Origin of the sequence: Megasphaera sueciensis (assembly GCF_050219315.1) — a bacterium.
Classification (GTDB): Bacteria; Bacillota; Negativicutes; order Veillonellales; family Megasphaeraceae; genus Megasphaera_A; species Megasphaera_A sueciensis.
The window spans coordinates 1,905,384-1,925,009 of sequence record NZ_CP116939.1 but is presented as its reverse complement, the minus strand read 5'-3'; the positions used below and the strand labels follow the sequence as shown (position 1 = coordinate 1,925,009).

Genomic DNA, 19,626 nt, shown 5'->3' with positions numbered 1-19,626 from the left:
ACCTCCTTTTCGAAATTTGAAGAATACTAAGCTAGAAATAAGTCCTCTAAATATACCTTGTATAAGCATATAGTATTACATAAAATCGAAAAATTCAAGAAAATAAAAGTAAAATAACATTAGAAAAGCATTAAAAATGATAATGCATGATGCATCTATGCTTAAAATACATAAGTATTACGTTTTACTTAACAAATAATTTCACATTAAGAAATAAATAAAATATAAAATATTGTCAATAAAAATGCAACATATAGATTATTTTTGCTAATTAATAAAAGGAAATGTATTAAAGGCATTTATTGTTATAAAATAAAAAGTAATATAAAGTAATATAGTCAAAAATTATTTTTTCGTAAATATGGGGTGAGAAAATAGGCGAGGTTGATGATTAATGATATAATAAAATCAAATCATAATGTAAAATAATGGGGAGGGACGCACATGCATACGGTGCTGGAAGAACTCGTCGATCGGATTGAGCCGCTGCAGACAGCTGTTATGGCTCAATGCCATACCAAGTTAGAGGCATTGTCAGATAGAACAGACCCGACGTTGTGTTTTTTAGCAGAGCGGATTGCGGGGATTCAGGGGACAATTTGTCCGAAAAAATTAAAGAAAGCTGTAATTGTTTTTGCTGCAGATCATGCGGTAGATGGCAGCGAAAACACGACCAGAGGGAAAAATAGTAAAGCAGAAGCCTTGCAGGTAGCTCAAGGAACTGGAGTTATCAATAAGATTGCACATCGAATTGGAGCGGGTGTTTTATTGGTGGATATGGGATTGCAGCAGAATATTCCCGAAACAGAAGGGGTACAAGTTTGTAAAGTCAGAAATGGGAGTCGTTTTTTTGGCAGCGGAGCAGCTATGAGCACAGATGAAATGACGGAAGCCTTACTTTGCGGGGTGGAATTAGCGCAGCAATTAGCTGATGAAGGATATACGGCAATCGGTCTTGGAAATATAGGAGAACGAGGGTTGCTTACTGCTTTTGTTATAACGGCGGCGTTTTTTCGAGATAAAATGAATGAACTTCCTGAAACGGTAGAGGCTCAGGATAAGATAACTCGATTGGGTGTAATGTTGGATAAACTTGGTTTAAATCGTAAAAAACCAATACAATTATTGCGCTGTGCCGGCAGTCCGGATATTGCTGCAATGGTTGGATTTATTTTATCGGCAGCGCAGCGGCGGTTGCTTATTGTATTTGATAATGCGGTTACCGGTACGGCAGTTTTATTAGCACATACCTTATGTTCCGGTGTGGATGCCTATGTATATCCATCCGCTCGGTATGCAGAACCGGTACACCAGATGCAAATGAGAAAACTAGGACTTACTCCGTTTTTACGGTATGATGTGACGGGAGATCAAGGGATTGGCTCGGCATTGGGGTTATCCGTATTGGATGCAGCAATTGAAATGATAACAGAGAAAGTATCGTAATCTGTATTTAGTTACATAATCAGGAATGGAAGTGGCATATGAAAACATTATACTTAGATTGCTTTTCGGGGATTAGCGGTAATATGTTTATTGGCATGTTGTTACATGCGGGAGTTCCTTTTGAAGACATGCGTTCAATGATGGAAGAGCTGCATTTAGACGGGTATTCACTTATCTGTAAAACTGTATCTAAATTAGGAATCCAGGCAGTATATTATAATGTAGTATTGGCGAATGAACAGGCGCATGAAGAAACAGAACATGATGCACATGAACATCATCATTATAAAAATAACCAGATGGGAATAACGGCTGCCGGGCATCATCATCACGAGCATAGAGGATTGGCAGAAATTACAAAAATCATTCAGGATTCAGCGATTACTGATACGATTAAAGAAAAAAGCTTAGCTGTATTTGCAGTCTTAGCTGCTGCGGAGGCTAAAGTGCACGGTGTACCTGTTGAAGAAATACATTTTCATGAAGTCGGTGCTATTGATTGTATTCTTGATATTGTAGGTACTGTTTGGGCACTGGATTATTTAGGTATTGAGCAGATAGGAGCCTCCCCGCTTCATGTAGGCAGTGGCTTTGTTCAGTGTGCACATGGCGTTATGCCGATTCCGGCACCGGCTTCTGCAGAACTTCTGACTGGTATTCCGTACTATTCTACGGATGTTTGCGGCGAATTAGTTACACCTACGGGGGCGGCATTAATTAAGACACTGGCAACATATATAGGTCCTCGACCCAAATCTTTTGTTCACTCCTGTACAGCATACGGTGCCGGGACTAAGAATTTGTCTATACCGAATGTTGTTCGCGGTTTTATTGGGCAAGCGGAAAAATTTTGAAAAGTGGAAAACGGGTGGAATTTTCCATCTCATTCACGTTAATGTGTTGACATAAGATGTGAGATTTGATATTATATTAAAGCATTCAATTGAGAAGTTGAATTTTTGGTATTGACATCACCATCTATTAATGATAAAATATCTTTTGTCATGCGGAAGTAGCTCAGTGGTAGAGCACCACCTTGCCAAGGTGGGGGTCGCGAGTTCGAGTCTCGTTTTCCGCTCCATATTTTCTTGAAAATATCGGATAACATATTTTCACATTCCTCGATAGCTCAGTCGGTAGAGCAATCGGCTGTTAACCGATTTGTCGTAGGTTCGAGTCCTACTCGGGGAGCCATGTAGGGGTATCGCCAAGCGGTAAGGCAACGGACTCTGACTCCGTCATCGTTGGTTCGAATCCAGCTACCCCTGCCATTTTTTTTATGATCCACTAGCTCAGTCGGTAGAGCACCTGACTTTTAATCAGGGTGTCCCGAGTTCGAATCTCGGGTGGATCACCATATATTTCCATATTTATTATGGCCCCTTGGTCAAGTGGTTAAGACACCGCCCTTTCACGGCGTGAACGTGGGTTCAAATCCCGCAGGGGTCACCATTATATGGGCGATTAGCTCAGCTGGGAGAGCGCCTGCCTTACAAGCAGGATGTCAGCGGTTCAAACCCGTTATCGCCCACCAAAAAAGAATCTGCGTAGGCAGGTTCTTTTTATTTTGAGTCAGTATAGTTATTATAGAGGATGCTTGTTTCTATCCTTATGCTGTCCTGTTATACTTGCTATAAAAGTTTTATTTCAAAATATTGTTTTATTCATAAGAAAAATGTATTATAATAAAAGTTAGCTTAAGTGGAAATATTTCTAAATTTCCTAATATATTTAAGGAGTGGTAATGAATGGGTAGATTTACTGATGATTTGAAAAGTCGTGTTGCTAAAGCTCAGAAGAAAATTGTTCTTCCGGAAACCAACAGCCGTCGTGTCCTGAAAGCCGCAGAACGTGTTTTGGCAGAAGGATTTGCTAAAATTATTCTTGTAGGAAATTTAGAACAGATAAAAAAAGATGCTGCTAAATTCCAAATCGACTTAACTGGGGTTGAAGTTATTGATCCAGCTACATACCCTCGTCTTGACCAATTTGCTGCGTATCTTGCGGAACGTCGCAAGAAAAAAGGAATGACAGTTGAACAGGCAAAGGATATTCTGCTTCATAATAATACTTTTTTTGGTGCTGCTTTAGTAGCGTTTGATGTAGCTGATGGTATGGTTTCCGGTGCAGCTACAACTTCTGCTGAAGTTATTCGTGCAGGGTTACAGGTTATTGGTCCTCGTCCGGGCAATAAAACTGTATCCAGCGCATTTATTTTGATTACAAATACTCCACAATATGGCGATAATGGTATTTTGGTTTTGGGCGATTGTGGTGTTATTCCTGAGCCAACGGCAGAACAACTTGCTGACATTGCTTGCATTTGTGTAGAACGCGCACGTACAACTGTTCAGATTCTTGACCCTAAGGTTGCTTTCTTGTCCTATTCTACAAAGGGCAGCGGTTCTGGAGATTCTGTTGACAAAGTACGTAAAGCTGTAGAAATCTTGAAAGAACGTAATGTTGATTTTGATTTTGACGGTGAAATGCAAGCAGATGCAGCATTAGTTCCCGATGTTGGAGAAGGAAAGGCACCTGGCTCCAAAGTTGCCGGACATGCGAATGTTCTTATTTTCCCGAGTCTTGACGCGGCTAATATTGGATATAAAATGGTTCAGCGGTTTGCTAATGCTACGGCACTGGGACCATTGGTACAAGGCTTGGCGAAACCAATTCTTGATTTATCCCGTGGCTGCTCTTCCGATGATGTTGCTGATGTTGTAGCGGTGTGTTGTAGTGATGCGATTTCGACAGAAATTTTTTATAAAACTCACCAAGAAGATAAATAATATATCTAAATAATAAAAAAATGGGCATCTGTTAATAGATACCCATTTTTTTACGTTACGTTATGCAACTGAAAAATAAAGATTTACCGAAAACGCTGTCGTTTATTTCCTACGACCATATAACGGCTGACGCTTTTGTATACCATATACGTAAAAAAGAAAAAGCCGAAAAGAAATACAAGGGCATATTCTTGTGTAAGCGGTTCATCTTGTACATAATAATAGGCACAGACAAGTGTTAAAATAAGGCTGGCATACATAGAAATAGTGATACAAGCAGTACGTTGTCCGCGGTCGCGCATACTATAAAAATTTCTAAACTTTATATATAATCCAAGAGTAGATAAAATAAGAATTGTTGTGATCCCGCCGATAAGGATCATATCCATTTGCAAATATAAGGCAATCAGGAGAATGACCATAAGCATCATAGTCCAAAGAAAAATAAATTTTTGACGATTTAAGTCCAGTTTGTCTTCCTCAGCAAAAGGGTCATGCCGTTTACGATTTCGTTCTTTTACCATTATGACTCTCCTTTCCGTTAAGCAGATAATACTACATTATTATAGCATATTTTTGATTTGACAAGTTAACTTATTTTGTGATATCCTGAATTAGGATAATTAAATAAGTTAAATCAGCCCAATCGGTATCCCGTTTGGGCTTTTGTTATGGAAAGAGAGGTTCGTTATGAAAGCAATAAAAAATTATGATGTCATTATTATTGGAGCAGGTCCTGCTGGTATTTTTACAGCGTTAGAACTGGCTGATAAGGGACTGGATATTCTTATTGTGGAAAAAGGACAAGATATCCGAGAACGAATCGCTACAAGCCTTAATAAAAATGCGCTGACTAAAGACAAGGTTCGCAATGTTGTATGTGGATGGGGGGGTGCTGGAGCTTTTAGTGATGGCAAACTTACACTAACCACTGAGTATGGCGGAAACTTAGATGACTATATGTCAAAAAACGAATTAATGGAAAAAATTAATTATGTAGATACTATATATGGAAAATTTGGTGGAGCAGATCGTAAGGTATATGGTAATGATAATCTGGAGCGTATCCATCAAATACAACGTAAGGCTGCGGCTGCTGATTTGCGTTTTATTCCTGCACGTATCCGTCATTTGGGTACAGATGTCAATGCTCAAATCCTTACAAATATGCGGGATTATCTGGCAGGCAAAGTGGATATTATGGCGGATACGGATGTACAGCATATTCTCGTGGAGGCGGGAAAGGTAAAAGGTGTTCAAATTAAAGAACAGTTCTATACCTGTAAATATTTAGTCTGTGCACCGGGGCGTGAAGGATCGGAGTGGTTTGTGGATGAAGCTGAAAAATTAGGCCTTTCATTTACTTCTAATGCTGTTGATATTGGTGTTCGGGTGGAAATGCCGGCAGAGGTTATGGAACATATTACAGAAGTTGTGTATGAATCGAAATTAATTTATTTCAGCCGCTCTTTTGACGATCGAATCCGCACATTTTGTATGAATCCATATGGTTTTGTTGTTACGGAAAACAACGATGGACTGCTTACTGTGAATGGACATAGTTATGCTCATAAACGCAGTGAAAATACAAATTTTGCTGTTCTTGTTTCAAAATGTTTTACGGAGCCATTTCATGAACCTATCAAATATGGGAAATATATTGCACGTCTAGCTAATATATTAGGTGGCGGCGTCATTGTACAGCGTTTGGGTGATTTTCTTGACGGCCGTCGGTCGACACCGGAACGTATACGCCGTGGTTTGGTGCGACCGACGATGGCCAGTGCAACACCAGGAGATTTATCTTTGGTTTTACCATATCGCCATTTGCAGGATATTAAAGAAATGATGGAAGCATTGGATGTTATCGCACCGGGAGCTAATTCACGCCATACGTTGTTATATGGTGTAGAAGTTAAATTTTATTCAAGCCGCATGCAGCTTAATAATAAACTGGAAACGAAAATTCCCAATTTTTTTGCTATTGGTGACGGAGCGGGTATAACTCGTGGTCTTGTACAAGCTTCAGCGGCGGGAGTAACTGTTGGGCGTGAGATTCTTGTGCGAGAAGGAAAATAATATTACCATCTACCGAATACAGGGTTGATAGTGTATAATGATATAACTAAGATAAAAAATGCTGTCAAGTGAATACGACAGAGGGTAATTTTTTCAAAAAGGGGAGATTATAGTGATAGAACGCTATACGAAAGAAGAAATGGGTAAGATTTGGGCAGAATTCAATGAATGGGATACACTGAAACAGGTTGAAATACTGTCCAGTGAAGCACAGTCGAAGTTAGGACTTGTACCTGAGGAAGCAGCTAAGGACATTCGTGAAAAAGCAAAGTTTTCTGTAGATCGTATCCATGAAATTGAAGCGGAAACGCATCATGATATTGCTGCTTTCGTATCGAATCTCTCAGAAAACGTCGGGGAATCGGGGAAATATATTCATTTGGGTCTGACTTCTACAGATGTAAAAGACACCGCTATGGGCTATATGCTTAAGCAGGCTTCGGATATTCTCATTAAGGATTTGAAAACATTTCGTGAAGTTTTGCGCCGGCGTGCTGTTGAATTTAAATATACTCCTATGATTGGCCGTACGCATGGTATTCATGCTGAAGCTACGACATTTGGACTTAAACTTTGTGTATGGCTTGCTGAAACAGATAGAAATATCGAACGCATGAAACATGCAAAAAAAGCAATTGCTGTTGGTAAAATTTCGGGCGCTGTCGGGACCTATGCTGATATTGATCCTTTTGTCGAACAATATGTTTGTGAAAAGCTGGGCATTGAACCGGCTCTGATTTCTACACAAACCTTACAGCGTGATCGTCATGCGGAGTTTGTGTCGACACTTGCTGTTATTGCTAGTTCTATTGATAAATTCGCAACAGAAATCCGACACCTCCAACGGACAGAAGTTCGTGAAGCGGAAGAATATTTTAGTCCAAAGCAAAAAGGATCATCTATTATGCCGCATAAACGAAATCCTATTACGTGTGAACGCATGTGTGGTCTTGCGCGTGTAATCCGCGGTAATTCTCAAGCAGCATTGGAAGATGTGGCACTTTGGCATGAACGGGATATTTCTCACTCTTCTGTAGAACGTATTATTCTTCCGGATAGTACGATTGCGCTGGATTATATGCTCCAGACTTTTACAAACGTTATGGACCGCCTTATTGTATATCCAGATAAGATGCTCAAAGATTTAAATCTTACAGGCGGACTTATTTACAGTCCGATCCTGCTTAATACACTTGTGGAAAAAGGTGCTGTTCGCGAACAGGCGTATCGATGGGTACAGCGTAATGCGATGAAACGTTGGCTTGAAGGAGAAGATTTTTTGGAAAATTTAAAAAAAGACGAAGATGTTGCTAATTTTATGACAACGGAAGAAATCGAAAGTTGTTTTGACGTCAATAAGATGCTTCGTCATGTAGATACTATCTTTGCTCGATTTGGCCTATAAAAAATTCAACTAAAAGAGACCTCGAAAGAATACATTTTTTTTGAGGTCTCTTTTAGTTGAGCTTTATCTAGTAACATGATAAAATACAAATGACGGAGACCTATTGTTATAGTTATTGTGAAGGAGCATATGATGGAAGAGAACAAAAAAGAGTACGAAAAAGCCATAGCATATATTCGTTCATTAATTATAAAAAAAAAGATAACAATTGGCAGTCGGATTCCCTCGGAACGAAAAATTGCCGAGACATTGTTTATTAGCCGTAATTCTACACGGGAAGCCTTGAAACGGTTAGAAAATATGGGACTTATTGAGAGTCAGCAGGGACGCGGAAATTATTTAAGTGGTAATATTGCACAAAGCTTTTCTAATGCTATTGAAATGATGATTATCTTACATCAAACTAATGCAGCTGATATCTGCCAATTTAGACGAGGTATTGAAAAAACTATTTATGATTTGGCGTATAAAAAACGAGATGAAAATAAGTATCTTTTTAAAATGACTGAATTATTAGATGTTTTTCCCACTGCCGATTTAGAAATGCAAATTAAGATTGATGAAGAAATTCATTATTTACTAGTTCGTGCAACAAAAAACACGTTGTTGATTACCATGATGAATTCTATTTCTGCTGTGTATAGACAGTGGATTGGTACGGTATTGCGACATGCTTCGCCGGATATTATGAAGCAGTTGCATAATGCTCATATTGCTATTTATAAAAGTTTTGTGCAGGGAAATCCCAAACAGGGAATTCAAGCCATTGATCAGCATTATGATATAATAGATCGCATGTCATTGACGATACATATATAATTTTTAATAAAAATGGGAGCGGCAGTTCCCGAGCAGAGTAAGGTACTTTTTTATAGACTTTTTAGATTAAGTGTGGTATTATAACATCGTAAATTGGTAGTACCAGTGATGGCGGGTGTATTTATCTATTAGTTTTATTGTTGAAGGGAGTTTAGATTATGAAAATTGTACTGCTTGAATCTTTAGGAATTAGTAAAGAACTTCTTGAATCGTATGTTAAACCGTTAAGGGAAAAGGGATATGAATTTGCAGCTTATGAACGCAGTGATGACACGGCTGTTCAAATTGAAGAAGCAAAGGATGCAGATATCCTTATTATTGCGAATATGCCATTGAAGGCAGCTGTTATTAACGCCTGCCCGAAGCTTAAATATATTAATGTTGCTTTTACGGGAGTAGATCATGTTGATCTTGCTGCGGCAAAAGCTAAAGGAATTGCCGTCAGTAACGCTTCCGGGTATTCTACGGTGGCAGTGGCAGAATTGACACTGGCAATGATTTTATCACTTTTGCGTTATGTCCCTCAGGTGGATAGAGCATGCCGTGCTGGGGGTACAAAAACTGGTTTTATTGGCACGGAATTAGAAGGGAAAACAGTTGCACTGATTGGTACTGGCGCGATTGGTAACCGGGTGGCTCAGCTTGTACATGCTTTTGGAGCAAAGATTATTGCATATAATGGTTTTTCACATAAATCAAATACAGATATAATCACTTATCTTCCGATGAAAGAAATAATGGAGCAGGCCGATATTGTATCGTTGCACTGCCCTGTAACAGATAAATCTAAAGGAATTATTAATGCAAAAACTCTTTCTTATATGAAACCGACTGCAATTCTTGTTAATGAAGCCCGGGGACCTGTTGTCGATTCACAGGCTCTTGCAGATGCTCTTAATAAGGGACAAATTGCGGGTGCTGGCATTGACGTTTTTGAAAAGGAACCACCTCTTGATACGAACCATCCGCTTCTCCATGCAAAAAATACTATTGTTACTCCGCATGTTGCTTTTGCTACACAAGAGTCTATGCAAAAACGTGCTGTTATTGTTTTTGATAATATTGACACATATCTTACGGGAAATCAAAGAAACGTTATCTTGTAAAAAATACGTCTGAAGCAGATACATTGTTTTTATTGGTGTATCTGCTTTTTTGTACAAAAAAAAACAACCATTGTCATGGTAAATGGTTGTTTTAAGCAAGAAAAATAAATGGAAAGTCATTTATGTAATATACATATACAACAATAAAATATAAATTATTTCCCCGGTGATGACTGGGCAATAATTTTCTTGCCTTCTAAATAAATTGTTGCAGGGTGAGTAATTTTTTTTTCAATAAGATCAATCAGCAGATGCATACATTGGGCGCCGATCGCACCCATAGGGATATCAATGCGCGATAAGGATGGAACGGCATAATCATTTAATTCAGGCATGTTGATGCCGACTGTAAAGACTTCAAGGTCACGAGGGATAGACACGCCTAATTCATGACAAGCAAAAAGCATTCCGTGAGCTAATACATCTGATTCGCAAAACATTGCTTTAGGAAGGCGCTTTTCTGCATACAATTTTTTACAAACATCAATGGCGCTGGCAGAAGATGTATTGCAAAGTATGATTTTATCCTCTTGCAGCGGATGGCCTGCTTCTGCATATGTATCAAGAAAACCTTTCATCCATTTACGCATAATGGGAAATGTTGTGCCATGTGTGAGTACAGCAGCATCAAAAAGGTTTTTGCTGAGAAAATGATGAGCGACTTGTTTACCCACTTTATAGTTATCCATAGTAACGCTGCTGAATTTATCCATTTCACGATTAAAAAGTACAATTGGAAAAGAAGGTGTCCATGTATTTAAAAATTCTAAATCTTTATCAGACATATTGGCGATGATGATACCGTTGAAAAAAGTGTTCTGTGTAAGCGCCATTTGTTCCTTTAGCTGGTCTACTTTATATGGAACAACGGTTAAATGAATGTGTTTTTTCTGGCACAACATTTCTTCCTGGAGGCCTAATGTAATTCGAGCTAAATAGTTAATACGAAAATCTGTAGCCCAATAAAATGCTACAGCATAGCTGTCTTCCTGCATAGATCGCAACTTTTTTGCGGATTGATTTGGTACGTAATTTAACTTTTTTGCTATTTGATAAATCCGGGTCTGCGTATCCTGAGAGATTTTGCGTTCTTTTCCCTTGCCATTTAATACAATAGATACAGTGGCGATGGATACACCGGCATCTTTGGCGATATCTTTTATTGTAGACATAGTATGCACCTCAATTTCTATTATGTATTGTGACACAAATGTTAGTATTTTTCAATTCATTTTAGTAAAATCAATTATGATTTTACTAAAATGAATGTATGTATAAAGAGAATATATAGATAAGAATAACAAAATATCAAAAAAAAATGCAATATGAGAGTGTTGTGTTATATTGCTGTAAGGTAGAAGTTCTTGCTTATATGAGTTACAATAATAAACAGATGTATTTAATTTAGTGAAAGGATGAATATATATGGCAGAGGTTCGATTGGGTTGTGATGCACATATTTCAGCGGTGCATATGGTATTGGGAAAAGATTTGAATCCACATGATACGTTGTTTGCCGGACAGGCAGCCTCTTACATGATAGAATGTGGTTTTTTAGCCGTACAAAATTTTTTACAGACATCCCATATTGTGTGTGCTGGATTAGAGCGATTATCTTTTCTTCAGCCTGTACATAAAAATGATTCTATTCGTATTGCAAGTACGATTATTTATGCAGGAACAGCTAGTGTAGGAGTTTATATTTGCATGACAATTCTTCCTGTGAAAGAAAAAGCAGCGGAATGTTTTGTGACATTTGCACATATTGATGAAGCGTCCGGGAGGCCTTTGCCGCATTATGTAAAACTGGCTGCGCTGGAAACATCTGCGTTAGAGCGGCAGCAATTATATTGCCGATTGAAGGAGTGCTGCTAGATGAATTTTGCAGAAGAAGTGGAACAACGCATCAATAATATGGCAAAACCCCCAGGCAGTTTAGGTATATGGGAGAAGCAAATCCGTAAAGTGTTTTTGGCATGGGGACATTTTGAAAAAAAACTTAATCCGGTACATCTTATTTTTGCCGCTGATAATGGTGTTGTCCGATCGGGAATTGTTCAGCAGCTTCCTGAGATTACATATATGCAGTCAAAACATATGGTAGAAGGTTCGGCAGCGGTAAGCTGTTTTTGCCGCTGCAATAACATTCCATGGCAGGTTGTTGACGTTGGCATTGACCATGAAGAGGCGGTAGGGATAAATTATAAAGTGGCTCGTGGTACGAAAGATTTTTCTGTAGAGCCGGCGATGACAAAGGAGGAATTGAATAAAGCGTTGAAAGCCGGCCAAAATATGGTATATTGGGCCAAAGAAAAAGGATATAATTTTCTTTCCTTTGGTGAAATGGGAATTGGTAATACAACCACTTCTGCGGCCGTTTTAACGGCAATTGCACCACCTAATGCAGCCTTTCTTGTAGGCTATGGTTCCGCACAGGGGAACTATAGCCAGGTTCTGCAAAAACGTGAAATAGTTAGCAAGGGAGTAAAGCGATATGCACCGCAGATTCATACGGCGGCGGATGCGATCAGATATGTCGGTGGTTTTGATTTGGCTGCCTTGTGTGGTGCGATGCTGGCCTGTAGGGAACACCAGCTGCCGTTTTACATTGATGGCTTTATTACTGCCGTAGCATTAGCATGTGCCGTTCAGCTAAACCCTGAGGTCAAAAACTATTCCTTGCCGTCTCATATGTCGAGAGAATCGGGGATGGGCATGGCATTGCGTATGGCCGGCATTGATGAATATGAGGTGCCTATTCATGCAGAGATGGCTTTGGGGGAAGGAACAGGAGCTGTTTTAGCGACCGTTATTTTGAAGTCGGTGCTGTATGCAGTTACGAATATGGCTACTTTGTCCAGTATTAATCGTGAGGCAGAAGCAGTAGCGCAGGAAAAAACTGTTCCATAATAAATAAGGAGAAATAAAGATGGAAATCAGCATAGAAGAGAAAACACGAATGCAGGCATGTGAAATATTTAAAAAAATGGGAATTACAGAAGAAGAAGCCGTAGTACTGTTTTATGAACGAGTGATAGCCTGTGGAAGGATGCCGTTTGGACGGATAGAATCAAAGAAACAAGATAAGATAAAAAAAACTCGCATGAATGCACGTTTTGCTGAATGGGATGCTTTTTAAGCGATAAGCAGTATATTGTATACATGTAAAACTATATTTTCTTTTATATAATAATAGAGTATAATTAATATGCAATAAAGAGATAGTACCCTGCTGCAGGGTGTATATAGTATGCATTACGATGTACTGTATAAAGTAAGAACCCGGCTAACCAAGCCGGGTTCTTACTTTATACAGTATCGTAAAGGGGAAGAAAATAAGGAGGGATTTTACATGAGTAAGAGCATGGCGGCATCCCACGCAATGGGGAAAAAATTGAGTGATGCTATTTTTGGTGCTAGTGGAGCAGCAGTAGCAGCAGCTAGAGTGCATGGAGCAGAGCATGTGATAAATGCTACTATTGGAGCGTATATGGATGAAGAAGAAACATTAGCATGTATTCCAACCGTAGAAAACGTATTCCGCAAGCTATCAATACAGGATATTATCCAATATGCGCCTATTGCCGGACTCCCGGAATATTTGGAGGATGTTATTAATGTAACCTTTGCGGGACAACGGCCGGAGGGATATATGGAAGCAGTTGCTACTGCCGGAGGTGCTGGCGCAGTTCATCATGCTATTGCTAATTATGCGGAAACAGGCGATCAAGTATTAACTTCTGATTGGTATTGGGGACCGTATAGTGTATTATGCCGGGAAGTGGGTTGCAATTTGACGACATATTCTTTATTTGATAAAGATCGAAATTTTAATACTTGTTCTTTTTCTAATAAAGTTACAGAAATATTAAAAAATCAAAACTCACTGCTTATTATTATTAATACACCGGCACACAATCCAACGGGATATACTCTGTCTAAAGAAGATTGGGCTCAAGTTCTCGAGGTATGCCGTAAATGTGTGGAAAATGGCAAACGTATTTCTATTCTTGTTGATATTGCGTATATTGCATATGCTGGAGAAAAAAATGAAACACGACGTTTTATGAAGTTGTTCAGTCATCTCCCAGACGAACTTTTTATTATGTTTGCCTTCAGTATGTCCAAGGGATATACGTTGTATGGACAACGTATGGGGGCGCTTATTGGCTTGTCTGCTAATAAAGATATCATTAATGAATTTAGAGCTGTGAGCGAATACACAAGCCGGGCTACGTGGTCTAATACTAACCGAGCGGCAATGACAACATTGATACAGATCCAATCAGATCCGATATTGTTAAAAAAGTTTGAGACAGAACGGGAAAGTTTTTATCAAATTATCCGTCAGCGGGCGGCAGTCTTTATGAAAGAAGCAAAAAATTGCGGATTGCCGGCGCTTCCTTATAAAGCGGGATTCTTTTTGTCTATTCCGTCGAAAGATCCAGATGCTGTTTGTCATAAGCTGCATGATGATTTAATATTTGCTGTGCCGCTGAAACTGGGAGTTCGTATTGCTGTCTGTGCTGTTACAACAAGAAAAATGGCAGGACTGGCAGATAAAACGATGAAAGCACTGCAATTTGTGGAAGGGTAAGCTTTAATGGATGAAAGAAAGATCACAGCATTTTTTTGAGTTGATGTTTCGTGCCGCAGTATAAAAATTCTGATAGAAATATTGTTGTTTCTATTAGAATTTTTATACTGCGGTTTTTTTATTATTGATTATTTTGCATATTTTGAATTAGAAAGGGTCAGATACTGATGGGGGCACAATGTGATGGGCAGCGGTAGCTGCGTTAGCACGTTTTTCATGTAATTCAACACGGCGCTGTACCACATGCATCCAGCGTGGTGTGAACATACCGCGGTGGCCAATCGTGATATAATATAATGGAATAGCTGCGATGGCGATAAAACAAGCAAGGTAATAGACACTGGAAAAACCATAAGTAGGTACCAGTTCACCGAGCATGTAAGGGCCAATACCAACACCTAAATCAATTAAAACAAAAAAAGTTGATGTTGCAAGACCTATTTGATTGCTGGGGATACCGTAAATTGCCAGAGCTTGCCCTGCGGAAGTAACCGTGCTGTAACTAAGTCCGAGAAAGATACCACCTAAGATGAAATAAGTAGTTGACGAAGCAAGACCGAGTATAGCCATGCACAGAGCCAGAATGATCAATGTGGGATACATGACGATATTGCCGCCAAAACGGTCGAGCAAGTGACCTGTAATAGGACGGCTGAATAGAGACGTTAATGCATAGGCAAAAAAGAAAAGACTGCCGCCGGCAGCAAGTTCCTGCGCATCCGCATAAGCACCCATAAAGCTAAGTACGGCAGAATATGCTATACCGCAAAGGAACGATATGCACGAAATCGGTAACGCACGAACTGCGAAAAAACTGTTGAAAGAAACTTTACGAAGTGTTGTTTTCTCTTCTGCAGAACAAGTATGTTCTGGAGAATGCAGTAAAAGCGATAGGATTAAAGTGACTATTGCTAATATCATGCAGACGTAGAGATTGAGTGAAAAGTTTCCGCCGCTGCAGAGGGCAATACCTAGGAATGGACCGGCAGCGGAGGCTAATGTATTCCCGAGTGCATAATACCCAATTCCCTCACCTCTTCGGTCAGCCGGGACAATAGCGCCAATTATCGTGCTGGCAGCGGTGGCAGATATGCCATAGGCTATGCCGTGAAAGCATCGTACAGCAAAAAATGAAACAATAGTACTGGCAGAAAAATACAAGGGAATGGCTGTTAAGTATAAGACAGTCCCTATAATTAATAACTTTTTACGCCCTAATATGTCAATAATATGTCCCGTAATAATTCTTGAAAGAAGTGCCCCAATAATAAAAATTCCTGAGGCGAGTCCGGCTTCGCTGATAGAAGAATGCCAGGTGACGATAGAATAATTTGTAGACCATAGCATAAGCTGATAAAAAATAACATATAAAAGAAAATTGATGCTAGTGTCAAGAATAAAATTTCGTGTCCATAATTTACTTTTCATAAACTGGGTTCTCCTTCATTAATACGCGATAGCATTTTTTGTAATTGATGTTGTTCCTCTGCATCCAGCATCTGAAAAAAATCAATTTCAAGTTTTCGGATCTGCAAATTGATTACCGTAAAATGTTGTTGGCCTTTTACGGTAAGAGAAATACGCTTTTCTCTTTGATCGCGGCCCGTTTCTTCACATATCCAGCCTTTTTCCAGAAATTTATTTTTCATGGCGGTAATTGCCGGTTTTTTTATCATGTAGTAGCGGGCAGCAGCAACTAATGGAGTGGCAGTATGATGATGTAAATATACGATAAAAGCCCATTGAGAATAGGTAATACCAAAATTTTTTAATAGTTCATTTTCAGCCTTGATCATTCGTCGTGCGGCATAGGATAATTCTTGAAATAAAGGGTTCATTAGATACTCCTTAGTTTTAAAACAACAAATTAATAGTTAATTAAGTTAACCAAATTACAAGACAATAATATACACTTTTTTTATGAAGAAAGCAAGGAAGATATAAATTTTCATTGTATTATTAATGCAGAGATGAATACGATACATGTTTTATGCTGGTACCCGATTTTCATTACTTTCTATTTTTGCCAGTATAAAGTATAATTATCATAGTGCAATGTGTTGTATTATTTTCTTCATGCAAAGGACGTGATTTTATGCAATTCCGAATCTTGATAGGAGATATAACAAAATGGAAAGCCGATGCAATTGTTAATTCGGCAAATTCGACGTTATTAGGTGTCAGTGGAACGGACAGTGCGATTCATCGGGCTGGGGGTGTATCTTTAACTGCTGCTTGTCGAAACCTTCGCGGCTGTCCGGAAGGAAAAGCCAAAATTACGTATGGCTATCATTTGCCGGCACGGTTTGTAATACATACCGTGGGCCCCTTGTGGACGGGTGGTAAAAAAAACGAGGATAAAATTCTTATTTCCTGCTATCAACAAAGCTTGGCGCTGGCTAAAGAGCGAGAATTGCATCATATTGCCTTTACTTCTATAGCAACTGCGGATAAACGGTATCCTTTGGCAAAAGCAGCGGCTACTGCTGTACCTGTTATCATGACTGATGGTATGGGATTGGACCGGATTGATATGGTGTGCCCTGATAAAATGACACAAGATGCCTATACTAAGGCAACTGTTATATTCTGGTTGGAGTATCTAGCTACAGCTGATAAAAATGAAAAACTGGAGTGTATTGACGAAGCAATGTCGGCCTTAACGTTACTGCATATGAAGGAAAATGAGCCCGATCCGATTCTTTTATCTGAGGGAATACGGCAAATGAAAGGATTTTTACGACCTTTTCTCGATATACGAAAAAAAAATAGTATTATTGATATGGAAAAAGCGGCATTACAAATTATGGAAGCATATTGAAGTAATTTATATGAAGTAATTTATATATAGTAATATAAAGGGGGATAAAAATGACTGCAAAAGATGGAACCCATGCGGTTGAAATTGCAATTACATGTCCAAAATGCCAAGGTGAGGGGAGCTTTAAAACTTGGGATTGCATTGATGCGGATAAGAATCCCGAACTGAGAGAACGGTTGCTGCACGACCCGATGTTGTTTTTTTACTTTTGTCCGAAGTGTTTTTCTAGGATTCGTATTGATGCACCTTGTTTATATATTGATCGGGGCAGGGAATTTATGGTTTGGCTTGTGCCTGATATAAATATGGAAATGAGTCTTGGTGAACTTCGTGATTTTTTCGGAGTGGGCGATTATGAAAGTTACTGTTGCCGCACGGCACGTTCGTGGGGCGAATGGCGGGAAAAAATTATTGAATTGGAAAGTTCCTATGATGATCGCTTGTATGAATTTATAAAATATGGGGCGTTCCATCTTTTGAAAGAGGAAGAAAAAAAACAATTTTATCTTCCTGCGTATCATGTGGAATATGCAGAAGATAATGAGAAAAATGATGAATTAGCATTAATTTTTATGAAAAATGATGAAGATAAATCAACATATTCGTACCCTATTTCAAAAAATATCTTGGAAATCAGCAACGATATTTTCCAACCTCTTATGGATCGAATTCCCGAACTTTCCAGCAGAGGAACCTTTCAACGATATGATTACAATTGGGCAAAAATGGTGGTGGAACATCTTTTGACTACTGTCATGGGAGATGCTGGAAATGATAAAGATAGTTTAAAAAAAATTATTGTTCTTTGGTTTCAAGGCTTGGGAAAAGAAATTTTTGGAGCGGATATTGAACCGCATAAAGATTGACAAGCGGAGTATTTATATGATATACTTGTAAAAGTTAGGTGCTTGACACCTAGCTTTTTTAGTTGTGGAAAAATAATCTTGACTTTGATTGCTTGTTTGTGATAAAGTATTATAGCAATCATGCGCGAGTTAGGCTTGCGATTACTAATTTGATTATTACTGAGAGAGGTGTAAGGGATGCGTACTGCGATTACATTAGCATGCACAGAATGCAAACAGCGTAACTACCGGACAAACAAAAATAAGAAAAATAATCCGGATCGTTTGGAATTAAAGAAGTATTGCCCGTTCTGCAAAAAAGAAACATTACATAAAGAAACGAAATAATTCTGTGTATTAAGTAAGACTATCAAGGTCTAACTTAAGGATGTGAGAGGTCATATGGCAACACCGAGTGCGGCGTCGCAAAAAAAGAAAAAAAAGGGATCGGGCAATTTCCTACGTGAAGTAAAAGTAGAAATGAAAAAGGTAATCTGGCCGACAAAAAAAGAAATGATTACATACACCGTAATGGTGTTTGTTACGATGATTGTTGTTATGGCTGTTATTGCTGTGTCAGATGGTGTTTTTTCTCAATTGTTTAAACTGCTCCGCTTAGTAGTTGGATAGGGGGCCCGAGTATAGATGGAAACAAACAAAAAATGGTATGTCATCCATACGTATTCCGGTTATGAAAATAAAGTAATGGCCAACTTGGAACGCAAGGTCAAATCTATGGGTATGGAAGATATGGTAAGCCGTATACTTGTGCCGATGGAAGATGAAGTGGATATGAAAGACGGACAGAAACGCACGGTTAAACGTAAAGTGTTTCCGGGGTACGTCTTAGTGGAAATGGAAGTTAATGACCGTTCTTGGTATGTCGTTCGCAATACGCCGGGCGTTACCGGTTTCGTCGGTTCAGCTACGAAACCCATTCCGTTAGAACCGGACGAAGTTAAGCGCATTCTTAAATCGCAGGGTATGGATAATGAATCGCGTCCGCATATTTCGGTAGAAGTAGGCGAACAAGTTCGTATTACATCCGGTCCATTTGAAAACTTCATTGCCGTTATTACGGAAATTAATGAAGAAAAAGGAACCTTAAAAGGCCTTATTGATATGTTTGGCCGGGAAACATCGGTAGAAGTCGACTATTCTCAAATAGAGAAGAGTCTGGAATAAATGCTTCTAATGCGGTACTTGTTGCCGCGAGTGGGAGGATATTAAAATCCGTTTAACCACATCTTGTATTGTAAGGAGGTGTAACAACCATGGCAAAAAAAGTAGCAAGAATGGTAAAACTTCAATGCGAAGCTGGCAAAGCAACTCCGGCGCCTCCGATTGGTCCGGCATTAGGCCAGGCTGGTGTCAACATTATGGCATTTGTAAAGGAATTCAATGAACGGACTGCAAAACAGGTCGGCTATATTATTCCTGTTGAAATTACTGTTTATGACGATAGATCCTTTACTTTCATTACGAAGACGCCGCCTGCAGCTGTATTATTAAAGAAAGCAGCAGGTCTTGACAAGGCTTCGGGTGAACCGAATAAGAAAAAAGTTGCAAAATTGGGACGCGACAAAGTCCGTGAAATTGCGGAAACAAAGATGCCTGACTTGAATGCTAACACAGTTGAACAGGCAATGAAGATGATTGAAGGCACTGCACGCAGCATGGGCATTGATATCGTTGATTGATGCGTATCCCGTGGAAGGG

Annotated in this window: 21 protein-coding genes and 6 tRNA genes; 23 read left to right on the top strand and 4 right to left on the bottom strand. The window is 39.1% G+C overall.

Annotated features, from left to right (window positions below; all coding sequences use genetic code 11):
• Positions 1 to 444: 444 nt before the first annotated feature.
• From NXG62_RS09260 to pta, 9 genes are all read left to right on the top strand, one after another.
• Entirely contained in the window at positions 445 to 1,446 is a 1,002-nt protein-coding gene (locus tag NXG62_RS09260) for a nicotinate-nucleotide--dimethylbenzimidazole phosphoribosyltransferase (RefSeq protein WP_322351509.1), read from the top strand.
• Between the two features lie 38 nt (positions 1,447 to 1,484).
• Complete coding sequence (locus NXG62_RS09255; protein WP_427112134.1) at positions 1,485 to 2,300, top strand: LarC family nickel insertion protein; 816 nt, start codon at positions 1,485 to 1,487, stop codon at positions 2,298 to 2,300.
• Positions 2,301 to 2,452: 152 nt separating this feature from the next.
• Positions 2,453 to 2,527, top strand: a tRNA-Gly gene (locus tag NXG62_RS09250).
• 37 nt (positions 2,528 to 2,564) lie between these two features.
• Positions 2,565 to 2,640: transfer RNA gene (locus tag NXG62_RS09245), tRNA-Asn, on the top strand.
• A gap of 3 nt (positions 2,641 to 2,643) precedes the next feature.
• Positions 2,644 to 2,717: transfer RNA gene (locus NXG62_RS09240), tRNA-Gln, on the top strand.
• A gap of 10 nt (positions 2,718 to 2,727) precedes the next feature.
• Positions 2,728 to 2,803 (top strand) — tRNA-Lys (locus NXG62_RS09235).
• A gap of 20 nt (positions 2,804 to 2,823) precedes the next feature.
• Positions 2,824 to 2,898, top strand: a tRNA-Glu gene (locus tag NXG62_RS09230).
• A 6-nt stretch (positions 2,899 to 2,904) separates the two neighbouring features.
• Positions 2,905 to 2,980 (top strand) — tRNA-Val (locus NXG62_RS09225).
• A 214-nt stretch (positions 2,981 to 3,194) separates the two neighbouring features.
• On the top strand, positions 3,195 to 4,235 hold the full coding sequence (gene pta, locus NXG62_RS09220; protein ID WP_427112133.1) for a phosphate acetyltransferase: 1,041 nt from the start codon (positions 3,195 to 3,197) through the stop codon (positions 4,233 to 4,235).
• A gap of 83 nt (positions 4,236 to 4,318) precedes the next feature.
• Here pta and NXG62_RS09215 read toward each other — a convergent pair whose 3' ends face one another.
• Positions 4,319 to 4,759, bottom strand: a complete 441-nt coding sequence (locus NXG62_RS09215; RefSeq protein ID WP_427112132.1) for a hypothetical protein — start codon at positions 4,757 to 4,759, stop codon at positions 4,319 to 4,321.
• A 166-nt stretch (positions 4,760 to 4,925) separates the two neighbouring features.
• Between NXG62_RS09215 and NXG62_RS09210 the strand changes: the two genes are divergently transcribed.
• The 4 genes from NXG62_RS09210 (at position 4,926) to NXG62_RS09195 (ending at position 9,644) form a co-directional block, all read left to right on the top strand.
• Positions 4,926 to 6,314, top strand: coding sequence for an NAD(P)/FAD-dependent oxidoreductase (locus tag NXG62_RS09210; protein WP_427112131.1), 1,389 nt, complete (start codon positions 4,926 to 4,928; stop codon positions 6,312 to 6,314).
• A 112-nt stretch (positions 6,315 to 6,426) separates the two neighbouring features.
• Positions 6,427 to 7,719, top strand: a complete 1,293-nt coding sequence (purB, locus tag NXG62_RS09205; protein ID WP_427112130.1) for an adenylosuccinate lyase — start codon at positions 6,427 to 6,429, stop codon at positions 7,717 to 7,719.
• A gap of 129 nt (positions 7,720 to 7,848) precedes the next feature.
• Positions 7,849 to 8,538: a FadR/GntR family transcriptional regulator gene (locus NXG62_RS09200; protein ID WP_427112129.1), complete on the top strand. Its 690-nt coding sequence runs from the start codon at positions 7,849 to 7,851 to the stop codon at positions 8,536 to 8,538.
• 158 nt (positions 8,539 to 8,696) lie between these two features.
• A complete protein-coding gene (locus NXG62_RS09195) occupies positions 8,697 to 9,644 on the top strand; it encodes a 2-hydroxyacid dehydrogenase (RefSeq protein WP_427112128.1) in 948 nt (315 codons plus the stop codon).
• A gap of 155 nt (positions 9,645 to 9,799) precedes the next feature.
• Here NXG62_RS09195 and NXG62_RS09190 read toward each other — a convergent pair whose 3' ends face one another.
• A complete protein-coding gene (locus NXG62_RS09190; protein ID WP_322351508.1) occupies positions 9,800 to 10,816 on the bottom strand; it encodes a substrate-binding domain-containing protein in 1,017 nt (338 codons plus the stop codon).
• Between the two features lie 253 nt (positions 10,817 to 11,069).
• On the opposite strand from NXG62_RS09190, the gene NXG62_RS09185 reads away from it, so the two are divergent.
• The 4 genes from NXG62_RS09185 to NXG62_RS09170 all read left to right on the top strand — a co-directional run bounded on the left by NXG62_RS09185 (position 11,070) and on the right by NXG62_RS09170 (position 14,241).
• Positions 11,070 to 11,519: an acyl-CoA thioesterase gene (locus NXG62_RS09185; protein ID WP_427112127.1), complete on the top strand. Its 450-nt coding sequence runs from the start codon at positions 11,070 to 11,072 to the stop codon at positions 11,517 to 11,519.
• A complete protein-coding gene (locus tag NXG62_RS09180; RefSeq protein WP_427112126.1) occupies positions 11,520 to 12,554 on the top strand; it encodes a nicotinate-nucleotide--dimethylbenzimidazole phosphoribosyltransferase in 1,035 nt (344 codons plus the stop codon).
• Positions 12,555 to 12,573: 19 nt separating this feature from the next.
• Entirely contained in the window at positions 12,574 to 12,783 is a 210-nt protein-coding gene (locus NXG62_RS09175) for a type II toxin-antitoxin system RelB/DinJ family antitoxin (RefSeq protein ID WP_427112125.1), read from the top strand.
• A gap of 213 nt (positions 12,784 to 12,996) precedes the next feature.
• Positions 12,997 to 14,241 carry an aminotransferase class I/II-fold pyridoxal phosphate-dependent enzyme gene (locus NXG62_RS09170; protein WP_427112124.1) on the top strand — a complete coding sequence of 415 codons (1,245 nt, stop codon included), beginning with the start codon at positions 12,997 to 12,999 and terminating at the stop codon, positions 14,239 to 14,241.
• Between the two features lie 147 nt (positions 14,242 to 14,388).
• Here NXG62_RS09170 and NXG62_RS09165 read toward each other — a convergent pair whose 3' ends face one another.
• A complete protein-coding gene (locus tag NXG62_RS09165) occupies positions 14,389 to 15,669 on the bottom strand; it encodes an MFS transporter (RefSeq protein ID WP_427112123.1) in 1,281 nt (426 codons plus the stop codon).
• Positions 15,666 to 16,079 (bottom strand): MarR family winged helix-turn-helix transcriptional regulator, encoded by a 414-nt coding sequence (locus NXG62_RS09160; protein WP_427112122.1) that lies wholly within the window; start codon positions 16,077 to 16,079, stop codon positions 15,666 to 15,668. The genes NXG62_RS09165 and NXG62_RS09160 overlap by 4 nt, the downstream gene beginning before the upstream one ends.
• Positions 16,080 to 16,336: 257 nt before the next feature.
• Between NXG62_RS09160 and NXG62_RS09155 the strand changes: the two genes are divergently transcribed.
• The 6 genes from NXG62_RS09155 to rplK all read left to right on the top strand — a co-directional run bounded on the left by NXG62_RS09155 (position 16,337) and on the right by rplK (position 19,607).
• The gene (locus tag NXG62_RS09155) at positions 16,337 to 17,062 is read left to right on the top strand and encodes a macro domain-containing protein (RefSeq protein ID WP_427112121.1); all 726 of its coding nucleotides are present in this window, start codon (positions 16,337 to 16,339) and stop codon (positions 17,060 to 17,062) included.
• Between the two features lie 50 nt (positions 17,063 to 17,112).
• On the top strand, positions 17,113 to 17,928 hold the full coding sequence (locus NXG62_RS09150; RefSeq protein WP_427112120.1) for a CpXC domain-containing protein: 816 nt from the start codon (positions 17,113 to 17,115) through the stop codon (positions 17,926 to 17,928).
• Between the two features lie 177 nt (positions 17,929 to 18,105).
• Positions 18,106 to 18,255 carry a 50S ribosomal protein L33 gene (gene rpmG, locus NXG62_RS09145; RefSeq protein ID WP_014015374.1) on the top strand — a complete coding sequence of 50 codons (150 nt, stop codon included), beginning with the start codon at positions 18,106 to 18,108 and terminating at the stop codon, positions 18,253 to 18,255.
• Positions 18,256 to 18,309: 54 nt separating this feature from the next.
• A complete protein-coding gene (gene secE / locus NXG62_RS09140) occupies positions 18,310 to 18,537 on the top strand; it encodes a preprotein translocase subunit SecE (RefSeq protein ID WP_091652891.1) in 228 nt (75 codons plus the stop codon).
• 15 nt (positions 18,538 to 18,552) lie between these two features.
• The gene (nusG, locus tag NXG62_RS09135; protein ID WP_091652888.1) at positions 18,553 to 19,092 is read left to right on the top strand and encodes a transcription termination/antitermination protein NusG; all 540 of its coding nucleotides are present in this window, start codon (positions 18,553 to 18,555) and stop codon (positions 19,090 to 19,092) included.
• Positions 19,093 to 19,181: 89 nt separating this feature from the next.
• Entirely contained in the window at positions 19,182 to 19,607 is a 426-nt protein-coding gene (gene rplK / locus NXG62_RS09130) for a 50S ribosomal protein L11 (RefSeq protein ID WP_091652886.1), read from the top strand.
• Positions 19,608 to 19,626: the final 19 nt, after the last annotated feature.

What these genes read in the sequence shown, in the direction of transcription:
- NXG62_RS09260 (WP_322351509.1), top strand. Translation starts at nt 445, where the DNA reads ATGCATACGGTGCTGGAAGAACTCGTCGATCGGATTGAGCCGCTGCAG.
- NXG62_RS09255 (WP_427112134.1), top strand. Translation starts at nt 1,485, where the DNA reads ATGAAAACATTATACTTAGATTGCTTTTCGGGGATTAGCGGTAATATG.
- pta (WP_427112133.1), top strand. Translation starts at nt 3,195, where the DNA reads ATGGGTAGATTTACTGATGATTTGAAAAGTCGTGTTGCTAAAGCTCAG.
- NXG62_RS09215 (WP_427112132.1), bottom strand. Translation starts at nt 4,759, where the DNA reads ATGGTAAAAGAACGAAATCGTAAACGGCATGACCCTTTTGCTGAGGAA.
- NXG62_RS09210 (WP_427112131.1), top strand. Translation starts at nt 4,926, where the DNA reads ATGAAAGCAATAAAAAATTATGATGTCATTATTATTGGAGCAGGTCCT.
- NXG62_RS09200 (WP_427112129.1), top strand. Translation starts at nt 7,849, where the DNA reads ATGATGGAAGAGAACAAAAAAGAGTACGAAAAAGCCATAGCATATATT.
- NXG62_RS09195 (WP_427112128.1), top strand. Translation starts at nt 8,697, where the DNA reads ATGAAAATTGTACTGCTTGAATCTTTAGGAATTAGTAAAGAACTTCTT.
- NXG62_RS09190 (WP_322351508.1), bottom strand. Translation starts at nt 10,816, where the DNA reads ATGTCTACAATAAAAGATATCGCCAAAGATGCCGGTGTATCCATCGCC.
- NXG62_RS09185 (WP_427112127.1), top strand. Translation starts at nt 11,070, where the DNA reads ATGGCAGAGGTTCGATTGGGTTGTGATGCACATATTTCAGCGGTGCAT.
- NXG62_RS09180 (WP_427112126.1), top strand. Translation starts at nt 11,520, where the DNA reads ATGAATTTTGCAGAAGAAGTGGAACAACGCATCAATAATATGGCAAAA.
- NXG62_RS09175 (WP_427112125.1), top strand. Translation starts at nt 12,574, where the DNA reads ATGGAAATCAGCATAGAAGAGAAAACACGAATGCAGGCATGTGAAATA.
- NXG62_RS09170 (WP_427112124.1), top strand. Translation starts at nt 12,997, where the DNA reads ATGAGTAAGAGCATGGCGGCATCCCACGCAATGGGGAAAAAATTGAGT.
- NXG62_RS09165 (WP_427112123.1), bottom strand. Translation starts at nt 15,669, where the DNA reads ATGAAAAGTAAATTATGGACACGAAATTTTATTCTTGACACTAGCATC.
- NXG62_RS09160 (WP_427112122.1), bottom strand. Translation starts at nt 16,079, where the DNA reads ATGAACCCTTTATTTCAAGAATTATCCTATGCCGCACGACGAATGATC.
- NXG62_RS09155 (WP_427112121.1), top strand. Translation starts at nt 16,337, where the DNA reads ATGCAATTCCGAATCTTGATAGGAGATATAACAAAATGGAAAGCCGAT.
- NXG62_RS09150 (WP_427112120.1), top strand. Translation starts at nt 17,113, where the DNA reads ATGACTGCAAAAGATGGAACCCATGCGGTTGAAATTGCAATTACATGT.
- rpmG (WP_014015374.1), top strand. Translation starts at nt 18,106, where the DNA reads ATGCGTACTGCGATTACATTAGCATGCACAGAATGCAAACAGCGTAAC.
- secE (WP_091652891.1), top strand. Translation starts at nt 18,310, where the DNA reads ATGGCAACACCGAGTGCGGCGTCGCAAAAAAAGAAAAAAAAGGGATCG.
- nusG (WP_091652888.1), top strand. Translation starts at nt 18,553, where the DNA reads ATGGAAACAAACAAAAAATGGTATGTCATCCATACGTATTCCGGTTAT.
- rplK (WP_091652886.1), top strand. Translation starts at nt 19,182, where the DNA reads ATGGCAAAAAAAGTAGCAAGAATGGTAAAACTTCAATGCGAAGCTGGC.